The sequence below is a fragment of the Rhizobium sp. P1_B8 genome (assembly GCF_056406515.1).
Window position 1 is genome coordinate 1 of record NZ_JBFTZZ010000003.1, and the last position, 25,023, is coordinate 25,023.

General features: G+C 60.9%; 24 protein-coding genes. 6 read left to right on the forward strand and 18 right to left on the reverse strand.

Annotated elements, in window-relative coordinates; translation table 11 throughout:
• The 4 genes from AC1D2N_RS05610 to AC1D2N_RS05625 all read right to left on the reverse strand — a co-directional run.
• Positions 1–817: porin (locus AC1D2N_RS05610; RefSeq protein WP_477980899.1), on the reverse strand; the 817-nt coding region annotated here is incomplete at its 3' end.
• Between the two features lie 721 nt (positions 818–1,538).
• Complete coding sequence (locus AC1D2N_RS05615; protein WP_003540387.1) at positions 1,539–2,027, reverse strand: Lrp/AsnC family transcriptional regulator; 489 nt, start codon at positions 2,025–2,027, stop codon at positions 1,539–1,541.
• 69 nt (positions 2,028–2,096) lie between these two features.
• Positions 2,097–2,729, reverse strand: coding sequence for a uracil-DNA glycosylase family protein (locus tag AC1D2N_RS05620; RefSeq protein WP_028733064.1), 633 nt, complete (start codon positions 2,727–2,729; stop codon positions 2,097–2,099).
• Positions 2,730–2,733: 4 nt separating this feature from the next.
• Positions 2,734–3,291 (reverse strand): thermonuclease family protein, encoded by a 558-nt coding sequence (locus AC1D2N_RS05625; protein WP_130729056.1) that lies wholly within the window; start codon positions 3,289–3,291, stop codon positions 2,734–2,736.
• A gap of 106 nt (positions 3,292–3,397) precedes the next feature.
• On the opposite strand from AC1D2N_RS05625, the gene AC1D2N_RS05630 reads away from it, so the two are divergent.
• Positions 3,398–4,933, forward strand: a complete 1,536-nt coding sequence (locus tag AC1D2N_RS05630) for a sensor histidine kinase (protein WP_018447330.1) — start codon at positions 3,398–3,400, stop codon at positions 4,931–4,933.
• Positions 4,934–5,040: 107 nt separating this feature from the next.
• Here AC1D2N_RS05630 and AC1D2N_RS05635 read toward each other — a convergent pair whose 3' ends face one another.
• Together AC1D2N_RS05635 and cobT are read right to left on the reverse strand one after the other, a co-directional pair.
• Entirely contained in the window at positions 5,041–5,430 is a 390-nt protein-coding gene (locus AC1D2N_RS05635; RefSeq protein WP_003560069.1) for a diacylglycerol kinase, read from the reverse strand.
• A gap of 139 nt (positions 5,431–5,569) precedes the next feature.
• Entirely contained in the window at positions 5,570–6,586 is a 1,017-nt protein-coding gene (gene cobT, locus AC1D2N_RS05640; RefSeq protein WP_011652311.1) for a nicotinate-nucleotide--dimethylbenzimidazole phosphoribosyltransferase, read from the reverse strand.
• 160 nt (positions 6,587–6,746) lie between these two features.
• Between cobT and AC1D2N_RS05645 the strand changes: the two genes are divergently transcribed.
• The 5 genes from AC1D2N_RS05645 (at position 6,747) to AC1D2N_RS05665 (ending at position 10,115) form a co-directional block, all read left to right on the forward strand.
• Positions 6,747–7,529, forward strand: coding sequence for an adenosylcobinamide-GDP ribazoletransferase (locus AC1D2N_RS05645; protein ID WP_130729057.1), 783 nt, complete (start codon positions 6,747–6,749; stop codon positions 7,527–7,529).
• Between the two features lie 18 nt (positions 7,530–7,547).
• Positions 7,548–7,766 (forward strand): DUF1289 domain-containing protein, encoded by a 219-nt coding sequence (locus tag AC1D2N_RS05650; RefSeq protein WP_115157425.1) that lies wholly within the window; start codon positions 7,548–7,550, stop codon positions 7,764–7,766.
• Entirely contained in the window at positions 7,763–8,464 is a 702-nt protein-coding gene (locus tag AC1D2N_RS05655) for a TIGR02281 family clan AA aspartic protease (RefSeq protein ID WP_003560075.1), read from the forward strand. Before AC1D2N_RS05650 ends, AC1D2N_RS05655 begins: the two co-directional genes overlap by 4 nt.
• 165 nt (positions 8,465–8,629) lie before the next feature.
• On the forward strand, positions 8,630–9,067 hold the full coding sequence (locus AC1D2N_RS05660; RefSeq protein WP_018242353.1) for an EamA family transporter: 438 nt from the start codon (positions 8,630–8,632) through the stop codon (positions 9,065–9,067).
• Positions 9,068–9,191: 124 nt separating this feature from the next.
• Positions 9,192–10,115 carry a LysR family transcriptional regulator gene (locus AC1D2N_RS05665; protein WP_130729058.1) on the forward strand — a complete coding sequence of 308 codons (924 nt, stop codon included), beginning with the start codon at positions 9,192–9,194 and terminating at the stop codon, positions 10,113–10,115.
• Here AC1D2N_RS05665 and AC1D2N_RS05670 read toward each other — a convergent pair.
• The 12 genes from AC1D2N_RS05670 to AC1D2N_RS05725 all read right to left on the reverse strand — a co-directional run bounded on the left by AC1D2N_RS05670 (position 10,078) and on the right by AC1D2N_RS05725 (position 24,875).
• The gene (locus tag AC1D2N_RS05670) at positions 10,078–10,815 is read right to left on the reverse strand and encodes an SDR family oxidoreductase (RefSeq protein ID WP_130729059.1); all 738 of its coding nucleotides are present in this window, start codon (positions 10,813–10,815) and stop codon (positions 10,078–10,080) included. The genes AC1D2N_RS05665 and AC1D2N_RS05670 overlap by 38 nt on opposite strands.
• A gap of 110 nt (positions 10,816–10,925) precedes the next feature.
• Positions 10,926–11,687, reverse strand: coding sequence for an ABC transporter permease (locus tag AC1D2N_RS05675; protein ID WP_018242356.1), 762 nt, complete (start codon positions 11,685–11,687; stop codon positions 10,926–10,928).
• Positions 11,684–12,610, reverse strand: coding sequence for an ABC transporter ATP-binding protein (locus AC1D2N_RS05680; RefSeq protein ID WP_018242357.1), 927 nt, complete (start codon positions 12,608–12,610; stop codon positions 11,684–11,686). The genes AC1D2N_RS05675 and AC1D2N_RS05680 overlap by 4 nt, the downstream gene beginning before the upstream one ends.
• Positions 12,611–13,095: 485 nt before the next feature.
• Positions 13,096–14,709, reverse strand: a complete 1,614-nt coding sequence (locus tag AC1D2N_RS05685) for a glycoside hydrolase family 43 protein (protein ID WP_130729060.1) — start codon at positions 14,707–14,709, stop codon at positions 13,096–13,098.
• A 97-nt stretch (positions 14,710–14,806) separates the two neighbouring features.
• Complete coding sequence (gene mgrA / locus AC1D2N_RS05690) at positions 14,807–15,838, reverse strand: L-glyceraldehyde 3-phosphate reductase (RefSeq protein ID WP_047621410.1); 1,032 nt, start codon at positions 15,836–15,838, stop codon at positions 14,807–14,809.
• Positions 15,839–15,989: 151 nt separating this feature from the next.
• Positions 15,990–17,123: a Gfo/Idh/MocA family protein gene (locus tag AC1D2N_RS05695; RefSeq protein WP_047621412.1), complete on the reverse strand. Its 1,134-nt coding sequence runs from the start codon at positions 17,121–17,123 to the stop codon at positions 15,990–15,992.
• 9 nt (positions 17,124–17,132) lie between these two features.
• The gene (locus AC1D2N_RS05700; RefSeq protein WP_018242361.1) at positions 17,133–17,894 is read right to left on the reverse strand and encodes a sugar phosphate isomerase/epimerase family protein; all 762 of its coding nucleotides are present in this window, start codon (positions 17,892–17,894) and stop codon (positions 17,133–17,135) included.
• A 37-nt stretch (positions 17,895–17,931) separates the two neighbouring features.
• Positions 17,932–20,394 carry a beta-mannosidase gene (locus tag AC1D2N_RS05705; RefSeq protein ID WP_130729061.1) on the reverse strand — a complete coding sequence of 821 codons (2,463 nt, stop codon included), beginning with the start codon at positions 20,392–20,394 and terminating at the stop codon, positions 17,932–17,934.
• Between the two features lie 122 nt (positions 20,395–20,516).
• The gene (locus AC1D2N_RS05710) at positions 20,517–21,608 is read right to left on the reverse strand and encodes an ABC transporter ATP-binding protein (protein ID WP_003540428.1); all 1,092 of its coding nucleotides are present in this window, start codon (positions 21,606–21,608) and stop codon (positions 20,517–20,519) included.
• A 4-nt stretch (positions 21,609–21,612) separates the two neighbouring features.
• Positions 21,613–22,557, reverse strand: coding sequence for a carbohydrate ABC transporter permease (locus AC1D2N_RS05715; protein ID WP_018242363.1), 945 nt, complete (start codon positions 22,555–22,557; stop codon positions 21,613–21,615).
• Positions 22,550–23,455, reverse strand: coding sequence for a carbohydrate ABC transporter permease (locus AC1D2N_RS05720; RefSeq protein ID WP_018242364.1), 906 nt, complete (start codon positions 23,453–23,455; stop codon positions 22,550–22,552). The genes AC1D2N_RS05715 and AC1D2N_RS05720 overlap by 8 nt, the downstream gene beginning before the upstream one ends.
• Before the next feature lie 184 nt (positions 23,456–23,639).
• On the reverse strand, positions 23,640–24,875 hold the full coding sequence (locus AC1D2N_RS05725; RefSeq protein ID WP_130729062.1) for an ABC transporter substrate-binding protein: 1,236 nt from the start codon (positions 24,873–24,875) through the stop codon (positions 23,640–23,642).
• Positions 24,876–25,023: the final 148 nt, after the last annotated feature.

Below are 25,023 nucleotides of genomic sequence, written 5' to 3' on the forward strand. Positions count from 1 at the left end.
CGTAGTATTCGGCAGCAACTGCCCATTCAGCCGTCGAGTAGTAGGAGTTCGGGCCGGAAGAGTACACAGCAGCGAGGCCGAGCGTACCGGGACCGATGTCAACCGTACCCATTGCACGGACAGCGCCGTCTTCGTTGTCGACGTCCCAGCCGCCAGTGACCTGGTAGCTGAACGCGCCGGCAGTGCCGCCGATGCCGAAGGCAACGCCGACATTGTTCGGACCATCGTTCGGAACAAGGAGGCCGGTGACGGGATCCACGTCACCCTGATAAACGCCGTCTTCCAGTTCATCGACGCTGATACCAGCGTAGAAGGTGCCGCTTTCATACTGATAGCGGATGGAGTTGTGCAGCGTTACGACCGAGCCGATGTCGTCGGTTTCGCCAGAGAGACCATCGTCCCACCAGCTGTAGAACAGACCAGCGCGGAAGCCCGCGATGTCGAGGTAAGCGGAATCGAGAATGGCGTCCTGAGCCGTGGCGTTGTCAGCATTGAACTGCATGACGATGACGCCGGTCAGCGGACCATATTCGGTGTCGCTCTTGGCCGTGAACTGAACCTGACCGCGGGTGACGGCATCCCAGTCCGAATCGCCGCCGACGTCTTCGCCAACGTTAACCTGGAAACGGATGTAGCCTTCGATCTTGAGGCAGGTTTCGGTGCCCGGGATGTAGAAGTAGCCGGTGCCGTAAGCGTCGCAGACGCGAACATATTCAACCGGTTCCGGCTCAGCAGCAACAATAGCGTCAGCTGCAAGAACCGGCGTCGATGCAGCAAATGCTGCTGCTGATGCAAGCAAAACCATTCTGATGTTCATTTACCAATCCATTCCTTTGTCGATCGGGGCTGGCTTCAGATCGGGTAGTCGATTTGAAGCCGGCCCAGTTTGAACAGCCATCTCGGCGTGCGGATCGATCGAACCGCCAAACCGTCATCACATACAAGGCCCTATCAAGCAATTCTCGATACACGCCAGATGGGTTCTCACGGGCAACTTTCCCCGACAACGTGATTTTTATACAACAATTTCAAATATTTATACGAAAGACACACCAAACGGCTTCGCGACGGAAATCTTCCATCGCAAGCCGCAAACCCTAAACCCCTTTGTCAAATTCTCCACCGTCCGACCCCCGTCGAACATACTGGTGAAGCGCATAAATTCTACCGCCGGCTAATGAGCACAAACAAGGTGGCGGTTTGGAACATAGTGTCCTGAATTCGATACCAATGAGACAAAATTATGACATATCGCCCACTGGTTTCATCGAACATAACCCGGGAATCCTTACCAGGCTATTCACTTTTCCAGGAAATTCGGTCGATTTGAGCGTTTTTTCGCTATTTTTGAGGCTTTTTTTTTGCAATAGCAGATCGCACATACTTAAACCCGGCCTTTGCCGAACCGGCAATCCCACGTGCAGCCGGAGTGCACACGCCGCCTCCTAAGGGCATATCTGAGGTCGCAGACTCACGCCCGGTCTCAGCCCTCATTGGATTTTGCATTATCGCGTGCGGTCACGGCCGCACGCTTGACCTCAATCCTCGTTTGATTTGGCATTATCGAGAATCATGTAGTCGAGCGGCAACTGCGTCGAATACTTGATCTGCTCCATCGCAAAGGCGGAGGAAACGTCGCGAATCTCGATCTTGGCGATCATCCGCTTATAAAAGGCGTCATAGGCGGCAATATCGGGCACAACGACTCGCAGGAGATAATCGACATCCCCGCTCATCCGGTAGAATTCGACCACTTCGGGGAATTCGGCGACCACCTCGGAAAAGCGGCGCAGCCATTCGATCGAATGAGTGGCAGTGCGAATCGACACGAAGACGGTGACCTTGGTGTTGACCTTCTCCGGATCGAGGATGGCGACTCGGCGCTTGATGACGCCGTCTTCTTCCATCTTCTGGATGCGCCGCCAGCACGGCGTCGTCGAAAGCCCCACTTTCTTGGCGAGATCGGCAACGGCAAGCGTCGAATCTTCTTGCAGAAGACGCAGTATTTTTCGGTCGAGGCGGTCCATGCGCACAACAGTCCTTTCGAATTATTTTCTTTGTATAACTCGATTCCGCGCAACTAAAAGAATTTTGTTTCAGGAAAGCAGCATTTTCGTCCGTTCCTGCAAGACCGGGAGCAATTCTTTCTCGAACCAGGGATTGCGCTTCAGCCAGCCGCTATTGCGCCAGCTCGGATGCGGCAGCGGCAGCACCGCCGGCGATCGGTTGGACAGAAGACAGTCACGCCATGCCCGCACCGTCTCGGTCATATTGTCCCGCCTTTCACCGGCCATATGCCAAGCCTGCGCATATTGGCCGATGACCAGTACCAGTTCGATCTGTGGCATGGCCGAGATCACCCTTTGCCGCCAGAGGGGCGCGCATTCGCGCCGCGGCGGCAGATCCGCGCCCTTGCCGTCGTAGCCAGGAAAGCAGAAGCCCATCGGGACAATAGCGAATCGGTCGCGGTCATAGAAGCTTGCCCTGTCAACGCCAAGCCATGACCGCAGCCGGTCGCCTGAGGCATCGTCGAACGGCAGCCCGCTCTCATGCACCCGAAGCCCGGGCGCCTGCCCGGCGATCAGGATGCGTGCGCTCGACGAGATCACGGCCACCGGGCGCGGCTCGTGCGGCAGCCGGTGCGCGATGCCTTTTGCCGGCGCGTCTCGACAGATGCGGCAGGAGGCGATCTCCCGCCGCAGCGTCTCCAGCATGGCTTCGTCGGTCATGACTTTACTCCCATCCGACGATCCGCCCGATGAGGTGCAGGGCGCCGTCGAAACCGGAACTCTGGCGCGCATGGTCGCGCACATCGCGTGGCCGCTCGAAAGTCCCGGCCCAGAGGCCCGCCTTTTGAGCCTTCGCGTCGGCCTCCTCCTTGGCATAACCGCCATAGGAGATGGCCATACCCTGGCGCACCATGGCGGCATTGATGTCGCCGCCCGCCCCGCTCCGGCAGATGACGAGCAGCCTGTCGTAGCGGTCGTGCCGGCTGCCCTGACAAAGTGTTCCGGATGCCAGCACCATGCCCTGCAGCGCCTCGCGCGCCGCGCGGCCACAGGCCCAGGCCTTCCCTGCCCGCTCGCAGCTCTGGTTGAGCTCCGGCGCATCGATGCCTTCGAGGCGCAAACGTTCGGCTCCCAATGTCAGACTGTCGCCGTCGGCGGCATGGAAAGCACCCATATGCTCGATTTTTGTCGCATCATTGAGCTTGGCGGCGATCAGCGCCACGAGCGCCAGCAGGGCAAAAGCGGTCACGCCGTCGCGAATCAGGCGCAGGCCCCGTGTCACGCTTTTGCCTCCTTAAAAAACAAATCCTTGGCAAAGATGGCAAACATCTTCTTAAGAATTGTCGATTAAGCTCTTATCCACCCTGGGATGAAGTTTCAACGTGCACATGAGTACCGGCGTAAGCACATCGACCGACAAGATCATCGTCGACAGGTCGCGCAGCCACCGCAATAAGGCCGTTTCCAAGGCCGTGCGGCAGACGCGCGAACGTCTTCAGTCCGGTCATGCGTCAAATTCCTCCTTCGATCGTGACGTGCTCAACATGTATGTGGCATCGGTGCTGCAGGGCGCGACGATCATGCCGCTCTTCGTCGTCATCATCACCGCGCTTGGCGTTTATTTCACCCAGAATACGCAATTGCTCTTCTGGGCGCTGCTGACACTCACCTGTCACACCGGCAATATCCTGCTGGCGCGGCGCGCACGCCGGCAGGAAATCACCTCCGAGAGCGCCCGCAAATGGCGCCGCCTGCTGCTGCTCGGCCAGTTCCTGCTCGGCTGCTGCTGGGCCGTCTTCGCGCTGCAAGGCTGTGACACCTGCGAGCCGTCGAGCTTCATTCTCTATAAGGGCGCGACGCTGCTGATCGCGCTCTCCGTCACGGCGATGTCGAACTTCATGCTGACGCCCGCCGTGCTCGCCGCCTTCTCGCCCGCGGTCCTGGCGCTAGCCGCCAAGAGCGGCCTGTCGCGGGACCTCCTCGAAATCAGCCTGACGGGGGCCTTCACCACCACCCTGGTCTTCTTCAATTATATCAGCGACCGGCTCTTCAAGTCGAACCTCAGAATTCTCTCATACCAGTCGGAGAAGGACGACCTGATCGCCGAGTTGGAAGTGGCGAAATCGATGTCGGACGAAGCTCGCCGCCGCGCCGAAGAGGCAAACCTCGCCAAGTCCCGCTTCCTTGCCTCCATGTCGCATGAGCTCAGAACCCCGCTCAACGCCATCCTCGGCTTTTCTGAGGTGATGTCGGCCGAAGTCATGGGGCCGCTCGCCAATCCGACCTACAAGGAATACGCCGGCGATATCCACCGCTCCGGCCAGCATCTGCTCGATCTCATCAACGAGATCCTCGACCTGTCACGCATCGAGGCCGGCAAATACGAGCTGAGCGAGGAGGCGATTTCGCTGCTCGATATCACCGAGGATTGCATCGGCATGGTCCAGCTGCGCGCCCGCGCCAAGAACATTGCCATTTCGGACCAGTTCGAGCGGCAGCTGCCGGCCATCTGGGCCGACGAGAAGTCGATGCGCCAGGTGGTGCTCAACCTTCTCTCCAATGCCGTCAAGTTCACGCCGCAGGGCGGCGAGATCCACGTCAAGGTCGGCTGGACAGCTGGTGGCGGACAGTACATCTCGATCAAGGACAACGGCCCCGGCATTCCGGAAGAAGAGATTCCCGTCGTCCTGTCGGCCTTTGGCCAGGGCTCGATCGCCATCAAGAGCGCCGAACAGGGTACCGGCCTCGGCCTGCCGATCGTCCAGGCGATCCTTGCCAAGCATGATGGGCAGTTCCTGCTGAAATCGAAGCTGCGCGAGGGCACCGAGGTCATCGCCATCCTGCCTGCCAAGCGCGTGCTCCAGAGCCTGCCGGCCGTCGAGGAGGCTCAGGCCGTCTTGCGCAAGCGCAAGAGTTTTGCCTGATTCAGCTAAAGCACGATGCCGAGAAGTGTGAGCGGTTTTTCGGGCGACATCATGTTGGATTTTTAATTTGGATCCGGATTCAGATTTTCGGCCGATCCAGCGTGAAATCATCCAGATCCAAAGAACAGGTGCTTGCCGAGGACGAAGCCGAGATAAAGGCAGCAGGCGGCAATCATGCAGGTTACCGCGAAGGAGCCGAGATCCTTGGCATGTTTGCCGACGATCGAAATCTCCGGCGAAATCCGGTCGATCACCTCTTCAACGGCGGTATTCATCGCCTCCATCGAAAAGAGCCCGAGAAACAGAAGCACCGCGACGACGATCTCGCCGGCAGTGGCTCCCACCAACGCCAGCGCCGCGATCGAAACGATGAAGAAGCCAAGTTCCTGGCGGAAGGCTGCCTCTTTCAGCACCCGCAGGAAGCCCGCCCAGGAGTAGCTGGCGGCGGCGATGAAATGCCGAAGTCCGGTCTCTTTCGTCACCGCAGGCTTCGTCAAGATGCCCTCTCCTCTTCCCGTTGCATCACAGACCGGGAGAGGCTTTGCCGCCTCCCCTTCGATGAGCGAATACGCAAATACCGAATCCATTTGGGCGGCGCAAGCGAACGCGTGCGGATCGACGGCGCCAGCCGCGGCCTTAATGCTTATTCGACACACCCGCCTGGGCGAAGGTCGCCATGCCGGAATGGCAGGCGGCGGCGGCCTTGACGATGCCGGCGGCAAGCGCCGCACCGGTGCCTTCGCCAAGCCGCATGCCGAGCGCCAGAAGCGGCGTCTTGCCGAGCATCTCGATTGCGCGAAGATGTCCGGGCTCGCCGGAGACATGGCCGATCAGGCAATGATCGAGCGCGGACGGATTGGCGGCCTTCAGGATCGCTGCCGCCGCGGTCGCGACATAACCGTCGATCAGCACCGGGATGCGCTCCATGCGAGCAGCAAGAATGGCGCCGGCCATCGCCGCGATCTCGCGGCCGCCGAGCCGGCGCATGATCTCGAGCGGATCGTCGAGATGGTCACCATGCAGCGCCACCGCCTTTTCCACCGCCGCGATTTTGCGCTCGAGCATCTCACCTTCCGAACCGGTGCCGGGTCCCACCCAGTCACGCGCCGAACCGCCGTAGAGCGCATAGTTGATCGCCGCCGCAATCGTCGTGTTGCCGATGCCCATCTCGCCGATGCAGAGCAGGTCGGTGCCACCGGCGATCGCCTCCATGCCGAAGGCCATGGTCGCGGCGCAATCGCGCTCGGAAAGTGCTGCCTCCTCGGTGATATCACCAGTAGGATAATCGAGCGCCAGATCGAAGACTTTCAGTCCGAGATCATAGGCGACACAGATCTGATTGATCGCAGCACCACCCGCTGCGAAGTTCTCGACCATCTGTTGCGTCACCGTTGGTGGAAAGGGCGTGATGCCCTGCTTGGTGACGCCGTGATTGCCGGCAAAGATCGCCACCAGCGGCCGGTTGACGGCAGGTGTGCGGCCGGTCCAGGCGGCAAGCCAGAAGGCGATCTCCTCGAGCCGTCCGAGCGCGCCCGGCGGCTTGGTCAGCTGCGCGTCACGTTCGCGCGCGGCCACCAGCGCGCGGGCATCCGGCCCCGGCAGGTCACGAAGCAGGGTACGGAAATCGTCGAACGGCAGGCCTGAAACGCTCATCTGTGCGGTTTTCCTATAAATCCGGGTATTTCTTGTTTTTTCCACGCAAATCAGCTTCTTTGCGGATGGCAACTCTCTTAAAGCGGGCGGACGAGGCGAACAACTCCAAAAGCGCAGCCGCGACCATAAGCCGAGATGACCTCCGGCAGAACGAAGCAGAATGAAGATTAATGACTATGCGGTCGATACCGCCCGCGCCGTCGCCTTCCTCAGCCGCATTCCCATGCCGCAATCGCTGTTCAAAGGCTATGACGGCAGGCTCGGCCCGCTGGTGCGCGCCTTTCCCTTCGCCGGCATCGTCATCGGCTTCATCCCTGCACTCGCCCTCCTCCTGCTTTTGGGGCTGCGCGCCGATCCGCCGATGGCAGCCCTGATCGCGCTTTCCATCCAGGTCTTCGTCACCGGCGCGCTGCACGAGGACGGCCTGGCCGATACGGCCGACGGCATCGGCGGCGGCAAGAGCCGCGAGCACAGCCTCCTCATCATGAAGGACAGCCGGATCGGCACCTATGGCGCGATAGCGCTGATCCTCTCCTTCGTGATCCGCGCAGCCGCGCTTGCCGCCATCGCCCGCCATTCCGCGCCCCTCACTGCCGCGCTTGCCATTCCCGCTGTCGCGGCGCTGAGCCGCGGCGCCGTCGCCTGGCACTGGCAGCGGTTGGCGCCGGCAAAGGCCGATGGCGTGGCCGCCTCGACCGGCCAGCCGGACGAGGCAGCGATGCAGTTTGCGCTCGCCTCAGCCGGCCTCGTGGCAGCACTTCTGATCTGGCCGGCCTTCGGCCTGCGGCCGCTGGTCGCAAGCCTGCTCGCCACCGGCATCGCAGGGTTTGCCTTCACCGCTTTCATCCGCCGCAAGCTTGCCGGCCACACTGGCGACACGCTGGGCGCAACGCAGCAGATTTGCGAGATCGCTACCCTTTGCGCCCTTGCCACGGCTCTTTGAAACTCCGATATATCCACCATGCAAACACCCTGCGTTCACGTCTGCTCCCTGGTTTCAGCCACCGGATTTTGCGCCGGATGCGGCCGGACTCTTCAGGAAATCGGCGGCTGGATGAGCTACTCCGACACCGAGCGAAGACGGATCATGGCCCTGCTGCCGGCAAGGCTTGCAGGCGCCGTCAGTGTGTCGAACCACATGAAACCAAGCCTCGCCCGCGGGCCGGAGCGGCCCTTATGATCCGTTTGACCGTCTTCCTCGTCGTGATCGGCATCGGCCTTGCCGTGCTGATCGTCAACAATGACAGCGGCCGCATCCTCGGCCTGCAGAGCGATGACTTCGGACGCGTCGTCTATCTACTACCGATCGCGCTGATGCTGTCGGCCGGCATCTGGGCGAGCCGGCGCAGCGTCGGCGAAACGATGCGCCAGATGATGATCTGGCTGGTCATCATCCTGGCGCTCGTGACTGTCTATCTCTATCGCCAGGAAGCGCTCGGCGTCGGCAACAGGCTGCTCGCCGGCCTCGTTCCCGGCCACGCCGTCGTCGTCACCACAAGTGAGGGCGGCCAGGAGATCATTCTGCACAAGCTACTGAACGGCCATTTCGAAGCCGATGTCGCGGTCAATGGCCAGACGATCGAGATGCTCGTCGATACCGGCGCCAGCATGGTGGCGCTGTCGCGCGAAGATGCCGAACGGATCGGCATCGACCTCTCCCGCCTCACCTATTCTATGACCGTCATGACCGCCAACGGCCGCGGCCGTGCAGCACCCGTCACCCTCGACCAGGTGGCGATCGGCCCGATCATCCGCAACAATGTCACAGCCAGTGTCGCCGAAGACGGCCGGCTCGACCAGAGCCTGCTTGGCATGAGCTTCCTGGAAACGCTGGGCTCGCTGCAGATGCAGACCGACGAACTCCGCATGCGCGATTAATACGGCTCCGCCGCTTTACGGCGGCAACCGGATCTGGCAGCTTGGGCGCAAGAACAACAAGACCACAAAGAGCAAAAAGAAACTCCTAGTCTGGTGGCACCGCATGTTCGACCGGCCTTCGCCTTGGGCGAGGCCTTGATCCATGGGTGCGACAGGAGTTTCGCAATGAATTCAGTCTGGCCGATCGTCATCGGCGGCGTTCTGCCCGCCCTGTTCTGGGGCATCACCGCCATCTTCCAGAAGCAGAGCGCCACATCAGCCACCGGCTCCGCCGTCTATCTGATCGCCTTTGGCGCTGCCTGCGCGCTCGCCGGCCTGATCGCAGCACTGATCTGGCGCCCTGCCCCATGGACCGCCGAAGGTCTCGGTTTTGCTGCCACATCAGGCGCCTGCTTTGCCGTCGGCACCGGCCTCATCAGCTTTGCGCTTTTCACTTACGGTGTCCCCGTCTCGAAACTCGCGCCGATCTGGAGCTGCAACGTGCTGGTGACGCTGGCAATCGGCGCCGTCTTTCTCGGCGAAGCCTCCGAGCTCGACACAATGAAGCTCGTCGCCGGCACCCTCCTCATCATCTCGGGCGCCCTTCTCGTCAGCAGCGCCTGACGGGAGACGGACGCAGCAGCATAAGATAAGCAGTTCGCCGCCAAATGCTCCTGCGTTGCAGCGTGTTCTGCTTTGTTGCTATCCTGCGTTCAAGGCGTCTCGGCGCGCCATACTGGAGCCCGATATGAACCCACGACAATTGAAGACATTCCTCGCAGTGATCCGGCACGAAAATCTCACGCGCGCCGCTGCCGAGGTCAATCTCGCTCAGTCAAGCCTCAGCGACCAGATCCAGGCGCTGGAAGAGGAATTGGGCGCGGAACTCTTCCTCCGCTCCCGGCAGGGCGTCGTCCCGACACCCGCAGGTGCGGTCCTCAAGGCTTATGCCGAGGAGATACTGGCGCTGAGCGACGAGGCGAAGGCCGCCGTCAGCGCCGCAGCCGGCAGCGCCGGACAGTCCATCACCTTGGGCACGCTCGAAACCATAGCCGCCGAAAGGCTAGCGCCCTGGCTGTCACTCTTTCGCAAGAAGAACCCACGCGTCGGCCTCAAGCTTAAGGTCAACGGCAGCGGCGAATTGCTTGCGCAATTGCAGCACGGCTCGATCGACGTCGCCTTCACCTTCGATCGCGAGCAGCAGGATGAACGCTTCTTGACGCGCCGCATCTGCAGCGAACCGCTGGTGCTGATTGCCGGCCGCGATGCGCAAGCCCGGCCGCCGGAAAGCCTCACGGCACTCAGCACCGTGCCCTTCGTCGCCACCGAAACCGGTTGCGTCTACCGTCACCTGTTCGACACCGCCTTTGCCGAAGCAAACATTGCAGCACCATCAATCGTCACGGAAGCTGACAGCATCGCGACGATCATCCGACTCGTTGCATCCGGCCCCGGTTATGGCCTCGTGCCGCGCCTTGCGCTCGGCCCGGCCGCCACACGGGGCGACGTCGTCGAACTGCCTTGGCCGGGCAAACCACCCGCAGCCTCGCTGGTGATGATGTGGCGGCGCAGGCGCGTGCAGCCGCCGGCGCTTACCATCCTGCTGCAATCTGCAAGCGAAGAACTCTCGCCGCTCAGATCAGCCGATGCCCTCCTTCGACATGCAGGATAGTGCCTGTCGTGAATCCGTTGCCGATCAGGAAGCGGATCGCATCGGCAATATCATCAGGCTGTCCAACGCGCCCCGCCGGCAGGCGCTGCGCCATCGCGTCGAGCGTCGCCTGCTTGGCGTCGCCGGCGACGAAGCTCCAGATCGGTGTATCCACCCATCCGGGCGACACCGCGTTGATCCGGATCGGCGCTAGTTCGACTGCAAGTGCCCTGACCAGGCCCTCCAGCGCCGCATTGACGGCGGCGACCACCGATCCACGCGCCGCGGGCCGGTAGGCCGCAACACCTGACGTATAGGTGATCGATCCTGAGGGCGGCAAATGGGCGGCACCATATTTCGCCAGCATCAGCGGCCCGTAGAACTTGCTCTCGACCACTCTTTGCGCCGCCGCAAGCTCAATCGAAGGCAGCAGCTGATAGGCTCCTCCGATATCTGCCGCCGTGCTGACGATGTGATCGACCGGCCCGCCATTGCGGAACAGCGCCGCGACCTCTTCCTCCCGCGATATGTCGACAGCAATCGTCGCCACTCCAGGATGGTCACCGAGAGCGCGGCGGGCCGCCGCAAGCCTATCTTCGCTGCGTCCTGCAATCGTCACCGCCGCCCCTTCCCCGAGCAAACGCCTCGCCAGCGCCAGCCCCATTCCGGAACTGCCGCCAACAATAATGATCTTCGCGCCTTCGATCCTGATACCCGTCATCTGCCGTCTCCTTCTTGGCTGACGCAGCAGATGCCTCAGGCCGGAGCGGAAGAAAAACGGAAGAAACCGATGACGTCATCGAGTTTTCCGATGGTTGTTTCAGAAAACGATCAGTTGCGCAGCCGGTAACCGGTCTTGAAGATCCAGGCGAGTGTTCCCAGGCAGATCACCAGGAATACCGTGATCATCGCCAGGCTGATCGCCGGATTGACATCGGCGATCCCGTAAAAGCTCCAGCGGAAGCCGCTGACGAGATAGAGCACCGGATTGAGGTGGCTGACCACCTGCCAGAAGGGCGGCAGCATGCTGACCGAATAGAAACTCCCGCCGAGGAAGGTCAGCGGCGGCACGACCAGCATGGGAATGAGGTTCAGCTGTTCGAAATTGCCGGCCCAGATGCCGATCATGAAGCCGAACAGACTGAAGGTGATCGCTGTCAGCAGGAAGAACAGGATCATCATGAAGGGATGCTCGATCCTGACGTCGACGAAAAGATTGGCTGTCAAGAGAATGATGAAGCCGATCAGCATCCCCTTGGTCGCCGCCGCCCCGACATAACCGAGCAGGATCTCCGTCATCGCCACCGGCGCCGAAAGTACCTCGTAGATCGTGCCGGTGAATTTCGGGAAATAAATGCCGAAGGAGCCATTGCTGATGCACTGGCCAAGCAGCGTCAGCATGATCAAGCCGGGTGTGATGAAGGCGCCGTAGGACACGCCCTCTACCTCCTGGATACGTGAACCGACCGCGGCACCGAAGACGATGAAATAAAGCGAGGTTGAGATCACGGGCGAGATGACGCTCTGCAGCAGAGTGCGGCGCGTACGCGCCATCTCGAAGAAATAGATCGATTTGACCGCTTCAACGTTCATTTGCCCGCTCCCACCAGCGCCACGAAGATGTCCTCGAGCGAGCTTTGCCGCGTCGAGAGATCCTTGAAATGGATGTTGTTCTCGCCGAGTCGGGTCAGCAGTGCGGCGATGCTTTCCTGCTCGTTGTCAGTATCGAAATCATAGGTCAGCCGATTCCCGTCCGCTTCCAGCGTCAGTCCATTGCCGGCAAAACAGTCCGGCAGTCGGCTGAGCGGTTCGGTGAGATCGAGAATGAGCTGCTTGCGGCCGAGCTTGGCCATCAGCGCCGCCTTGTCCTCGACGAGCAGCAATTCGCCGCCATTGATGACTCCGACGCGGTCGGCGATTTCCTCCGCCTCTTCGATATAATGAGTGGTCAGGATGATGGTGACGCCGGAGGCCCTAAGCTCTTCGACGACATGCCACATGTCCTTGCGCAGCGTCACGTCGACGCCGGCGGTCGGCTCGTCAAGGAAAAGAATATCCGGCTCATGCGAGAGCGCCTTGGCGATCAGTACCCGTCGCTTCATGCCACCGGAGAGTTGGCGCAGCATATTGTCCTTTTTGTCCCAGAGCGAGAGTGCGCGCAGCACCTTCTCGATATGGGCCGGATTGGCTTTCTTGCCGTGCAGACCGCGCGAAAAGCTCACGGTATTGAACACCGTCTCGAACTGGTCGGTGGTCAGCTCCTGCGGCACCAGCCCGATCATCCCGCGGGTGGCGCGGAAATCCTTCACGACGTCGTGGCCGGCGACCAACACCCGGCCGCCGCTCGGATTGGCGATGCCGCAGATGATCGAGATCAGCGTCGTCTTGCCTGCACCGTTTGGCCCGAGCAGCGCCAGGATCTCACCCTTTTCGACGTCGAGATTGATGCCCTTCAGGGCCTCGAACCCATTGGCATAGGTCTTGGTGAGGTTCTGAACGGAAATGATGGGGGCCATGCGGGACTCTTGCGGATTCTTGGAAGTTACTTCGGCCGCTATATAGTCCCTTTGTAACGCTTTAACATCCTTAAGCCATGAACACTGCATTCACGCTGCTAACACAGTTGGCCCGCTGACCTGCTGACGCGGGCGAAGTAGCCGGCATCGGGTTTTGCGAAAGAAAGGCAGCGCCGGCGTCAGATGTCATCATACGGTGATATTCATGCCCGATAAGGGAGCCGAGGCCAGCACCGGCATCCGCCCCGCCGCCCACCCCTTTGCGGAGCCGTCTCCGGGTGTTCTCGTTGCGCCCCTTTTTCGCTGCCTCGGCATGTAGTCAAAGTTATTGTTCAGTCACGAAGTGCTTGGAACCGGCCAGTATCCCCTGTTCACCCGCGTTCCGTCTTAGCCGGCCCTGCGCCGGCTTTCTTTTTATGTGCCTCTTCTCCGCTCCTCGCTCTTTCCGTGATCCATTGCGGATGAAAGCGACCAAGGGTGCACCCTTACAGCTCGTCGTAATTGAACCAATCGAAATCCGCTGCCTTCGCCCGACCCGACGTATCGAAAGCGAATACGCCAGCGAAGGCGCCGGTGAAGGAGCCGTGTTCGCCACGTCCGCCCTCGTCGGAAATCACGCCGGCGTCAAGGATCGGGCCGATCGGCTGCCAGGCGCCCTTGCCTTCTGTCTGCCAGAAGAATCGCAGGTCGTTCTCGCGGATTTCCATGGCGAGCTGAACGCGGCCCTCGGCGGCGATCGAAACCCCGCTGTCGGCGGGAAAGCTCAGGCGTCCGTTCGGGTAGTCGCCGTTGCAGGAGAGGATCGTCACGCAGCGGCCGAGTGTTTCGTGCAGCGTCACAGCAACCGCGTGGAACTTGTGACGGTTGTAGTAATGCGTCAGCCCCGCCACCTGCTGATAGGTGTCGGGCGAGAACTCGATCACGGTCTCGGCGCGGAAACTGTGGTGTTCCTGGCGGCGGGCGACCAGCGACTGTTCGAACCAGGAGCCGATGCTTTCGCGCGCAATCAGGCGCAGATGGCCGGGACGATCCGTGAGGTTAAAGATGCGCTTGGGCTCGGGCGTGCGCAGCCACTGGAAATCGGCAGGCAATGTGCCGCCGTCGAAGTTGTATTCGCTGCGCATCGGCTTTTCCACGGGAACCGCGCCAAAGAGGCCCGGCACATCGACATCGGGCACCGCGGTGCCGTTTTCAAGATAGAGCCAGTCATCGTCGCGCCAGACGCATTTCTGTAAGGATGTCTCGCGCCCCAGCGTGCAGCGCCGTTTCGGCGGTAGCGGCCGGCCGCAGAGATGGGTGTGATAGGCCTCGCCCTTCGGCGTCTCGACATATTGGCCATGCCCTGCTCGCTGCAGCACTGCGCCCGGATGATCCTTGGAGGTGATGAGATGCATGTTCGGATGCATCTCATAGGGTCCGTCGATCTTTCGCGACCGCGCCATGGTGACGGCATGGTCGTAGCCGGTGCCGCCCTCGGCGGTCGTCAGATAATACCAGCCATTGCGCTTGAAGAGATGCGGGCCCTCGACGAGGCCGAGCGGGCTGCCTGCGAAGATGTTCTTGATCGGCCCCTTCAGCGCCTTTGCCGCCGGATCCCATTCCTGCAGCAGGATGCCGTCGAAGGCCGGCGATTTCGGCGAGCCGCCATAGCTTTCGGTGCGATGGTTCCACTGCATGTTGACGAACCACTTGCGGCCGTCATCGTCATGGAAGAGCGAGGGATCGAAGCCGGAGGAATTGACATAGACCGGCTCGGACCAATCGGCCTCGATCGTAGGTGCCGTGACGATGTAGTTCGGCGCATCCTTGAAATTGCCGTCGTAACGCTTGACGTCGGTATAGACCAGCCAGAACTGCCCGTCGGCATAGGACAGGCACGGCGCCCAGATGCCACAGCTATCCGGATTGCCGCGCATGTCGAGCTGCGATCTCCGCTCCAGCGGCCGGCGCACCAGTGTCCAGTTCACCAGGTCCCGCGAATGGTGGATCTGCACGCCGGGATACCATTCGAAGGTCGAGGTGGCGATGTAATAATCCGCGCCGACGCGGCAGATCGACGGATCGGGGTTAAACCCGGGCAAGATGGGGTTGCGGATCATGACAGGGTCTCCTCCGACCGGCGGTGCTTTTTTGCTGTACGTACATCAGATTATAGCAGAAAAAGGCCCGGAAGACTTGCCTCCGGGCCTGACGTGACTATTCGCGTTCGGCGGACTTGGCCCAGAGGTTGATGTCGGCCTCGCGGGCATAGACGTCGATCTCGGCAAGCTCCTCGACACTGAATTCGAGATTGTCGAGCGCCTTGACGCAATCGACGATCTGCGACGAGCGGCTGGCGCCGATCAGCGCCGAGGTCACGCGGCCGCCGCGCAGTACCCAGGCGATCGCCATCTGCGCCAGCGTCTGGCCGCGCCTTTCGGCGATCTCGTTGAGCTTGCGGATATTGTCGATGATCGAGGGGCGGATGTAGTCGCGCTTGAGAAAGTGGTTCTGCGCCGCGCGGCTGTCTTCGGGAATGCCACCGAGATATTTCGTCGTCAGCATGCCCTGGGCAAGCGGCGAGAACACGATCGAGCCCATGCCGACCTCATCCAGCGTATCGAGCAGCCTGTCGTCCTCGACCCAGCGGTTGAGCATCGAATAGCTCGGCTGGTGAATCAGGCACGGTGTGCCGAGTTCCTTAAGGATCTTTGCGGCTTCGCGCGATCGCTGCGAATTATAGGAGGAAATGCCGACATAGAGTGCCCGGCCGGAACGGACGATATGATCGAGCGCGCCGCAGGTCTCTTCCAATGGTGTTTCCGGGTCGAAGCGGTGCGAATAGAAGATATCGACATAATCGAGGCCCATGCGCTTCAGGCTTTGGTCGCAGGAGGCGATCAGGTATTTGCGGCTGCCCCATTCGCCATAGGGTCCCGGCCACATGTCGTAGCCGGCTTTGGAGGAGATGATCAGCTCGTCGCGAAGCCCAGCGAATTCGGTGCGCAGGATCTCGCCAAAGGCAGTTTCTGCACTGCCGGGCGGCGGGCCGTAATTGTTGGCGAGGTCGAAATGGGTGATGCCGAGGTCGAAGGCCGTGCGGCACATGTCGATCTTGCGGTCATGCGGCGTGTCGCCGCCGAAATTGTGCCAGAGGCCGAGGGAGACGGCCGGCAGCTTCAGGCCGGAACGGCCCGTGCGGTTATATTTCATTTTCGAATAGCGGTCTGCGGCTGGTTGCCAGCTCATAAGACTCTCCTTGCTAAAATATCTATACAGTCGTGATGCTCGCCTTGTGTCGAGCATCTGCCGCCCGGCCTGTAGATCCTCGGCACAAGGCCGAGGATAACGACTTTGACGGTATGTCTCGCGGTCCAACGAGATACAGGCATTCTTCCTGTTACTTCAAGAGCGCCTGCGCTTCTTCGATGCCGAGGGCGGCCGGTTGCGTGCAGGTCGTCGTTAGGTCAATGAAACGGCCCTCCTCGCCCGATTTCAGGATCGAGGTCATGACGTCGACGCCGTGCAGCGTGCGGTCGAGCGAGCAGCGCGCATCGCGCCCCTCGATCAGCGCCATCACCATGTCGGCAAGGCCGGCGGTGCGGTAGTTGGCGCGCGCGCCGTTCGGGTTTTCCTGGTTGATCTTGCCGAACGGATGCTCCCAAGTCTCCAGCGGCTTGATGTCTTTATCGCGGCCGCTGGCCTCGACGGTGCCGCCGAAGAAGTTCGGGTCCGGCACATAGAGCGAGCCATCGGTGCCGTAGAGCTCCATATTGGCATGGCGGTGCGACCACACATCCCAGCTCGCCGTCAGCGTCACCGTGGCACCATTGACGAATTCGAGCAGCGCCTGGATCGTCGTCGGCGTCTTAACCGGGATGATCTCGCCATTGCGCGGCTCGCTGGTGATCGTGCGGGTGGGCGACGCCATCGAGGTCATGCCGCCGACACGTTTGACCGGGCCGATCAGATTGATCAGATTAGCGATGTAATAGGGGCCGAGATCGAGGATCGGGCCGCCGCCTGGCAGGAAGAAGAAGTCCGGGTTCGGATGCCACATCTCCATGCCGGGGCTCATCACGTAGCAAGCGCCCGAAGTCACCCGGCCAATGCCGCCGTCATCGATGAACTTGCGGGCGAGTTGGTGGGCGCCGCCGAGGAAAGTGTCAGGCGCGCAGCCGACGGCAAGGTTCTTCTGCTTGGCGATGCGGCGAAGCTCCTCGCCCTCTTCGAGCGAAAGCACCAGCGGCTTTTCGGAATAGACGTGTTTTCCGGCCTCGAGGATCGCCTTCGATACCCGGAAATGCGCATCCGGGATCGTCAGATTGACGACGACGTCGATCTCGTCATTGACGAGAAGCTCGTCGATCGTCTGCGCTTTGACGCCATATTCCTCGGCCCGCGCCTCGGCCGCCTGCGCGTTGATATCGGCGCAGGCCAGCACCTTCAACCCCTTGAAGAGCGGTGCCAGCGAGAAGTAAGTGGTGGAGATGTTGCCGCATCCGATGATGCCGACGCCAAGTTCCTTGGTCATGATGAAGCCTCAGTAGGTCTGGAAGGATGCGATCGAGCGGCTGATATTGCGATCGATGTCATTCGGGTTGTCGTGTTCGACGACGTAGTGCTTGGCCTTGGTGGCGCGCAACGCCGTCATCAGCCTGGCCCACTCGACCTTGCCGTGACCGACATCTGCCCAGCCGCTCTCATCCGTCGCCTCGCCGGCCGGTGCGATGTCCTTGACATGGACAGCGGTGATGCGCGGTCCGAGCTTCTCGATCCAGGCGAAGGGATCGGCGCCGCCGCGGATAACCCAGGCGATATCGGCTTCCCAGGAAATGTCGGGCGCGCCTTCGAAGATGTGCTCGATCGGCCGCGAGCCATCCTGCAGCTTGAAGAATTCGAAATCATGATTGTGCCAGCCGAATTCGTAGCCGGCAGCCTTGTAGGGCTTGCTGATCTCCTGCAGGCGTTTGCCGAAGGCGGCCCAGCCGGCAGCGTCGGACGGGCGTTCCTCGGCCGCCAGATGCGGCGCATAAATCGAATCCATGCCGAGGATCTTGGCAATGTTCAGCGACTTCTCAACCTCCTTCTCGAGGAAGTCGGGGCTGAAATGGCCGCTCGCCATAACCAGGCCATTCTTGTCGAGCTCAGCGCGAAGGCTCTTCAGCCCGGCATCGTCGAGATCGGCATAGATACCGCCGAAGCCCTCGACCTCCGCGTAGCCTGATTTGCCAAGTTTTTCGAAAATCGCCGAATAAGGCTGGAAGTTGCGGGCGCTATAGAGCTGGTAGCTGAGTTTCGTCATCATGTTCTCCTTGGGCCTCGTGCCCATTCTTGCAAGATCAATCCGCCGACTGGCAGGAATACAGGTCGTAGAATCGGAACTCCGGAAGCGCGCCACGATCAAGCGGCCGTGCCGGGGTAAAGGTGATGCGGCGGCTCTCGCCGGCCGCGAGATCGAAGGCATTGTCGGAATATTTGCCGTCCGTCTCGGTCTCGATCATCACGAAAAGCGCAAGTCCCCTAGCGGTGACGTTGATGTCGACGGAGCCATTCTCCTCGATATATTCGTGGGTGACAGCAAGCCCCGAGGGCTCCAGCTCCAGCGCCTTGTAGGTGCCGTTGACGTAATGCCCCTCGCCGCCCGTGCCGTTCGACGCGGTGAAGTGCCAGGCAAGCAGCGTTCCCACGGAAATATCGGAGACGTCGATGCTCGTGGCAGTGACGGACGCATCCGGCGAACACACAGCCTGCACGTCCTTCAAGTGCCGGCGTTCGCCCTTTACCGTCAGGATCGAGACTGCAAGATCAACGCTGACATCGGCAAGCGTGTCGTTGACCAGCGAGAAGCGGATCGTCTTTCCGTCATCGGAAGGAATGGCAGCGACCGCGACCGGCTGGAAGAAGCGCTTGACGAGGTAGTGCATCGCCTTCCAGCGCCCGCCATAGTCGAGGCTCGACCAGGAGGCGACCGGCCAGGTGTCGTTGAGCTGCCAGTAGATCGTGCCCATGCAATGGGGTTTGAGCGACCGCCAGTATTCCACCGCCGTCTTAATCGCCAGCCCCTGCTGGATCTGGGAGAGATAGACGAAGTTCGGAAAATCCTTGGGAAAGCGGAAATAGCGGAACATCGTGCCGGCGATGCGCTCGTTACCGCCGGCATTCTTCTGGTGCAGCTCCATGACGGGGGAAGCGACGTTCATGTCCTTCTCCTCGGCATAGGTCCTGATCACAGGCAGCGACGTATAGGACTGGAAGCCGAATTCCGAGCAGAAGCGCGGACGCACCGAACGGTAATTGTCGAACGACTTGTTCTCGTGCCAGACCGACCAGTAGTGCATGTCGCCGGACCCGTCCGCATGCCAGGCATCGCCGAAATCGAGATAGCCGGACGCCGGGCTCGACGGCCACCAGAGCGCGCCGGGCAACGCCTTCTTCACCGCCTGCTCGATGGTGCGGTTGAGGCGATCATAGGAGACGAGATAACGGTCGCGGTCCTTCCTCGATTCCTCGAACCAGGTGAGCGCCCCGACCAGCTCGTTGTCGCCGCACCAGAGCACGATCGAGGCATGCGAGGAGAGCCGGCGCACCTGGTAATCGACCTCGATCGTTACGTTGTCGAGGAAGTCCTCGGTCGAGGGATAGAGGTTGCAAGCGAACATGAAGTCCTGCCAGACCATGAGGCCCAGCCGGTCGCAGAGATCGTAGAAATGATCCTGCTCGTAGAAGCCGCCGCCCCAGACGCGGATCATGTTCATATTGGCGGCTTTGGCCGATTGCAGCAGGTCCTCGGTCTTCTCGGGCGAAGACAGCGAAAATAGCGCGTCGGCCGGGATCCAGTTGGCGCCGCGGCAGAAGATCTCGCGGCCGTTGACCTTGAAAGCGAAGCGGCTGCCTGATGCATCCGGCGTGGTGATCAGTTCGATGGTGCGAAGGCCGATCTGCTTGGACACCTCATCCGTCGGCAATTGGACAGAAAGCCTGTAGAGCGCCTGCTCGCCGCTGCCAGACGGCCACCAGAGGCGCGGATTGTCGATATGGAAGAGGTGGTTGACATGGGTCTCGCCATTGACGCCGACATCCAGGCGCACGCGCTCGCCGTCGAGCTCAAAATAGACCTGGGCAATGTCTGGCCCCTTGGAAAACAGCGTCGCCGTCACTTTGAGATCGACCGAACCGTCATTATTGTGGGTCTGGCGGGTGACGACATGTTCGATGCGCGCCGTTTCAAGCTTTTTCAGCGCGATCGTCCCGTAAAGGCCGAGCGGCGCAATGGCGATGTTCCAGTCCCAGCCGAAATGGCATTGCGGCTTGCGCAACATGTTGCCGTCGGGGATTGGCGAATTGCCGGTGCTGTAGGGAATGTAGAAGGGCTGCTGCTTCTGCCGCGCAGCAGCAACAGCGATGCTGGAGGCAAAGACGATGCGGATGCTGTTGTCGCCTGATTTCAGCATGCTGGAGACATCGGGCCGGTAGCGGCGGAAGCTGTTGTCGGCTTCGAGCGCCAGGAAGCCGTTGACGTGGACGCTGGCGACCGTGTCGAGATAATCGATATCGAGATACCAGTCGCCTTCGACCTCAGGAAGCGTGAAGCTGCGCTCGACCGCCCATTCGCGCTCGGCGACCCACTGCACCTTTTCCTCGTTGCGGCCGAAATAGGGATCGGGGATCAGGCTTGCGCGGTGGAGCGCGGAGTGCACGTCGCCCGGCAAGATGATTGTAGTGCGGATCTCGCCGTCGACAGAGGCAAGCTGCCACGAACCGGAAAGGTCGATGTTGAAACCGTTCTTCGGCAAGGATGTCATAGTCGTATCCCGATCGGGCCGCTCCTGGGACGCCGGACAAGCCGGACCGCGGCCGAATTTGGCTGGCCTGATGGCCGATTGGAGGTAGGGCGGCGCCATTTCGGCCCCGCCCGCAGAGTTCTCTAGAGACGCAGCTCGCTTTCGGCATCGAAGACCGAGGCGACCGTCATGTCGAAGCTGAGCTTCACCTTGGCTCCGACGTTGAAGCGGCGCGCACCGTTGACACGTACCGACATCGTGTGACCGGCATGTTTCAGCCACAGCAGATTGTCCGCGCCCATCGGCTCCTCGATATCGACGGTGGCGTCATGTTCTTCGCCGCCGGTATTCTCGTTGACCTTGATGTGTTCTGGACGGACGCCGAGCACCACTTTGCGGCCGGGCTGCAACGTCTCGCTAGCGTCGTAGGCAGCGAGCGAGAAAATGACGCCGTTGGCCAAAAAGGCAATGCCGTCGCCTGATTTGACCAGCTCGCCATGCAGGAAATTCATTGACGGCGAACCGATGAAGCCGGCGACGAACAGATTGCGCGGCCTGTTGTAGATCGTCGTCGGATCGTCGAGCTGCTGGATGATGCCGCTCTTCATGATGGCGATGCGGTCGGCAAGCGTCAGCGCCTCGATCTGGTCGTGGGTGACGTAGATCATCGTGTTCTTCAGCGACTGGTGCAGGCGCTTGATCTCAACGCGCAGCTCCGAGCGAAGTTTGGCGTCGAGGTTGGACAGAGGCTCGTCGAACAGGAAGACGTCGACATCGCGCACCAGTGCCCGGCCGATCGCCACGCGCTGGCGCTGGCCGCCGGAAAGCTCGGCCGGCTTGCGCTTCAGGAGCGGCTGAATCTGCAGGATTTCGGAGGCGCGCGCCACCCGCTTGTCGATCTCTGCCTGCGGCACCTTGGCGACGCGAAGACCGAAGGACAGGTTCTTCTCGACGGTCATCTGCGGATAGAGCGCATAGGACTGGAACACCATGCCGATGCCGCGGTCCTTGGGCTCTTCCCAGGTAACGTTCTTGCCCTTGATGAAGATCTGCCCTTCCGACGCATCGAGCAGGCCGGCGATGCAATTCAGCAAGGTCGACTTGCCGCAGCCGGACGAGCCGAGCAGCACGAGGAATTCGCCGTCGTTGATGTCGAGATTGAGATCCTTCAGCACGCTCACCGCGCCGAAATTCAGGGACAGATCCTTGATGGAGACGCTTGCATTCATATTCATGAGATCAACCCTTCACTGCGCCGGCGGCGATGCCGCGGACGAAAAGCCGTCCCGACACGAAGTAGACGATGAGCGGCACGAGACCCGTCAGGATCGTTGCCGCCATGTTGACGTTGTATTCCTTCACGCCCTGGACGGAATTGACGATGTTGTTGAGCTGCACGGTCATCGGATAGGTATCCGGCCGGGTGAACACCACGCCGAACAGGAAGTCGTTCCAGATGCCGGTTACCTGCAGGATCATCGCGACTACGAAGATCGGCAGCGACATCGGCAGCATGATGCGCAGGAAGATCTGCCAGAAGCCCGCCCCGTCGACACGCGCCGCCTTGAACAGTTCCTCCGGCAGCGACACGAAATAATTGCGGAAGAGCAGCGTCAGGATCGGCATGCCGAAGATCGAATGCACGATCACGAGGCCACTCAGCGTGCCGTATATGCCGATTTCGCGCAGGATGATGACGATCGGATAGATCATCACCTGATAGGGAATGAATGCGCCGATGATCAGGATCGAGAAGAAAAGCTCAGATCCTCTGAAGCGCCAGTTCGCCAGCGCGTAGCCGTTCACCGAGGCGATCGCGATCGAGATGATGACCGATGGCACCGTGATGCGCACCGAATTCCAGAAACCGCGCGACAGGCCATCGCAGTTGAGCCCGGTACAAGCCTGCGCCCAGGCTTTCACCCAGGGCTCGAAGGTGATCTCTACCGGCGGCGAAAAGATGTTGCCGAGCCGGATTTCGGGCATACCCTTCAGCGACGTCACCACCATCACATAGAGCGGCAACAGATAGTAGAGCGCTGCAATGATAAGCGTGCCGTAGAGCATGATGTTGCGCGCCGACACCGCCGGGCGCGGCCTGGGGCCGCTGGGGCCTTCGGCGAGTTTAGGCGCGACGGCGTCGATGCCGGCCGCGGTGGTGTTGAGAGTTCCTACATCAGCCACGCTTGCGCCCTCCGCCGAATTCCAGATAGGCCCACGGAACGATAATGATCGCGACTGTGACGAGCATCATGGTCGAGGCAGCAAAGCCCTGCCCCAGGTTCTGCGCCTGGAACATGTAATCGTAGACATATTTCGCCGGCACTTCCGAGGAGATGCCCGGTCCGCCCGATGTCTGCGCGACCACGAGGTCGTAGACCTTGACGATGCCGGAGGCGATGATCACGATCGTCGTGATAAAGACCGGCCGCATCATCGGGATCACGATGAAGAGATAGGTCCTCCACATCGGAATGCCGTCCACGCGCGCCGCTTTCCAGATGTCCTCGTCGATCCCACGCAGGCCGGCAAGCATCAGGCACATGACGAGGCCCGTTCCCTGCCACAGCGCCGCGATCAGAATGCCGTAGATGACGATTTCAGGCGTATAGAGCGGATTGAAGGTGAAACTCGTCCACCCCATCGAGCGCACCACCGCCTGAATGCCGAAATCGGGGTTCAGAACCCATTGCCAGACGAGGCCCGTCACGATGAAGGACAGCGCGAAGGGATAAAGAAAGATGGTGCGGAAAGTGTTTTCGAAACGGATCTTCTGGTCCATCAGCGCCGCGAGCATGAAACCGATGACCAGGCTGAAAATCAGCGAGAGGATGCCGTAGACAGCCAGATTCTCGATCGCCGTCACCCAGCGGGGTGCCGCCCAGAGGCGCTGGTACTGATCGAAGCCGACAAAGCTCAACCGCGGAAGGAGCTTGGAATTGGTGAATGAATAAAAGACCGTCCAAAACGTGCCGCCGACAAAGATCACCAGCGCCGTCAGGATCATCGGAATGGACGCAATCTTGGCATTCAGATTGCGCAGTAGCTTATTTGGCCGGCCTGCTCGCGCTTGACCCGTCATGAATACTTCTCCTCAAATCGCAGCTGCGACCAGTGACAGATCGGCAAGGCGCCGCCTGTCGTCTCCACCTCTGAAACCTGCTGAAGATACCAGAGAGACGCCGCCGCCCGCCGGACCATCACCGACCGTCCGGAACGATCCGGCCCCGATGGGAGCCGGACCGCAAGGGCAGCGAATCTGCTGATCAGTCAGCTGAAGCGATGATCCCGGCGAAACGCTTCTGAGCGTCTTCCGGTGTCATCGACGGATTGGCGAAGAATTCGGAGAAAAGGTCTTCCTTCTGCTTCTGGCTGTCGGCCGAAAGCAGCTGGTCGGTGCCTTGGATCACGTTGCCCTTGGCCAGGATGTCGAGACCCTTCTTCATGCAATCGTTGGCGGCAGCGAGATCGACGTCGCCGCGAACCGGCAGCGAACCCTTCTTCAGGTTAAAGGCAACCTGGGTCTTGGGATCGAGCAGGGTCTTGGCAAGAACGGCCTGCGCCTTGGACTTTTCTTCGTCCTTCAGCAGCGGGAAGTAAAAGGCGTCGCCGCCAGTCGAGATGATCTCGTTCACGCCGAGGCCCGGCAGGCAGGTATAGTCGGTACCGGCCTTCTGACCGGCGAGCGCGAACTCACCCTGCGCCCAGTCGCCCATGATCTGGCCGCCGGCCTTGCCTGTGATGACAAGGTTGGTGGCCTGGTTCCAATCCTGGACGTTGCTGCCTTTGGCCATGCGCCGAGCATCGTCGGCCGCCTTGAACACCTTGGCGATTTCGGGACCGGCGGCAACTTCAGCGTCCTTGTCCTTGAAGACCTTGTTGAAGGTATCCTTACCGGCAACCGCAACCATCAGCACGTCGAAGGCGCCTGTCGCCTGCCACGGCTGACCGCCGACGGCGAGCGGAATGATGCCGGCCTTTTTGAGAGCCGGAGCCGCAGCGACGAATTCATCCCAATTCTTCGGAACCTCGACGCCGGCCTTCTTGAAGGCGGCGTTCGAAAGCCACAACCACTGCCAGGAGTGGATGTTGACGGGAGCGCAGTAGATCTTGCCGTCGATGGTGCAGGAATCGAGCAGGCTCGACGGACGAATGATATCCTTCCAGTGCTCGGCGGTCGCCACATCGGTCAGGTCGCGCATCAGGCCGGCCTGAACGAGTTCCTCGGCCTGGCGGCCATGGTTGAACTGGGTGGCGCCCATCGGGTCGCCGCCAGTGATGCGGCTGATCATGATCGGACGGGCAGTGCCGCCGGAACCGGCGATAGCACCGTCGACCCAGTGGTTGCCGGTGGCGTCGAATGCCTTTGCCAGCTCGGCGACGGCAGCGGATTCGCCGCCCGAAGTCCACCAGTGCGTGACTTCGAGATCGGTGGCGTTGGCGGCGCCGAACGGAAGCGCGACCGAAGCGGCAAGCACGGCCGCCATTATACGGATTTTCATGAGTTCTCCTCCCTCACTGAAACGTTGCCGGAAAAACTTAGATCAATCGATTTCTCCACGCAACTGCCCGCAGGCAAATTTTTCCGCGATAACGGGAAATGCTACTTCTGCCTGTTTCCATCGGAAGCGCCGCATCCCCTGAAGCGAA

Excerpts from the sequence above, each read along its gene's own strand:
- AC1D2N_RS05615 (WP_003540387.1), bottom strand. The coding sequence starts at position 2,027 with ATGGACCGCCTCGACCGAAAAATACTGCGTCTTCTGCAAGAAGATTCG.
- AC1D2N_RS05620 (WP_028733064.1), bottom strand. The coding sequence starts at position 2,729 with ATGACCGACGAAGCCATGCTGGAGACGCTGCGGCGGGAGATCGCCTCC.
- AC1D2N_RS05630 (WP_018447330.1), top strand. The coding sequence starts at position 3,398 with ATGAGTACCGGCGTAAGCACATCGACCGACAAGATCATCGTCGACAGG.
- cobT (WP_011652311.1), bottom strand. The coding sequence starts at position 6,586 with ATGAGCGTTTCAGGCCTGCCGTTCGACGATTTCCGTACCCTGCTTCGT.
- AC1D2N_RS05645 (WP_130729057.1), top strand. The coding sequence starts at position 6,747 with ATGAAGATTAATGACTATGCGGTCGATACCGCCCGCGCCGTCGCCTTC.
- AC1D2N_RS05650 (WP_115157425.1), top strand. The coding sequence starts at position 7,548 with ATGCAAACACCCTGCGTTCACGTCTGCTCCCTGGTTTCAGCCACCGGA.
- AC1D2N_RS05655 (WP_003560075.1), top strand. The coding sequence starts at position 7,763 with ATGATCCGTTTGACCGTCTTCCTCGTCGTGATCGGCATCGGCCTTGCC.
- AC1D2N_RS05660 (WP_018242353.1), top strand. The coding sequence starts at position 8,630 with ATGAATTCAGTCTGGCCGATCGTCATCGGCGGCGTTCTGCCCGCCCTG.
- AC1D2N_RS05665 (WP_130729058.1), top strand. The coding sequence starts at position 9,192 with ATGAACCCACGACAATTGAAGACATTCCTCGCAGTGATCCGGCACGAA.
- AC1D2N_RS05670 (WP_130729059.1), bottom strand. The coding sequence starts at position 10,815 with ATGACGGGTATCAGGATCGAAGGCGCGAAGATCATTATTGTTGGCGGC.
- AC1D2N_RS05675 (WP_018242356.1), bottom strand. The coding sequence starts at position 11,687 with ATGAACGTTGAAGCGGTCAAATCGATCTATTTCTTCGAGATGGCGCGT.
- AC1D2N_RS05680 (WP_018242357.1), bottom strand. The coding sequence starts at position 12,610 with ATGGCCCCCATCATTTCCGTTCAGAACCTCACCAAGACCTATGCCAAT.
- AC1D2N_RS05685 (WP_130729060.1), bottom strand. The coding sequence starts at position 14,709 with ATGATCCGCAACCCCATCTTGCCCGGGTTTAACCCCGATCCGTCGATC.
- mgrA (WP_047621410.1), bottom strand. The coding sequence starts at position 15,838 with ATGAGCTGGCAACCAGCCGCAGACCGCTATTCGAAAATGAAATATAAC.
- AC1D2N_RS05695 (WP_047621412.1), bottom strand. The coding sequence starts at position 17,123 with ATGACCAAGGAACTTGGCGTCGGCATCATCGGATGCGGCAACATCTCC.
- AC1D2N_RS05700 (WP_018242361.1), bottom strand. The coding sequence starts at position 17,894 with ATGACGAAACTCAGCTACCAGCTCTATAGCGCCCGCAACTTCCAGCCT.
- AC1D2N_RS05705 (WP_130729061.1), bottom strand. The coding sequence starts at position 20,394 with ATGACATCCTTGCCGAAGAACGGTTTCAACATCGACCTTTCCGGTTCG.
- AC1D2N_RS05710 (WP_003540428.1), bottom strand. The coding sequence starts at position 21,608 with ATGAATATGAATGCAAGCGTCTCCATCAAGGATCTGTCCCTGAATTTC.
- AC1D2N_RS05720 (WP_018242364.1), bottom strand. The coding sequence starts at position 23,455 with ATGACGGGTCAAGCGCGAGCAGGCCGGCCAAATAAGCTACTGCGCAAT.
- AC1D2N_RS05725 (WP_130729062.1), bottom strand. The coding sequence starts at position 24,875 with ATGAAAATCCGTATAATGGCGGCCGTGCTTGCCGCTTCGGTCGCGCTT.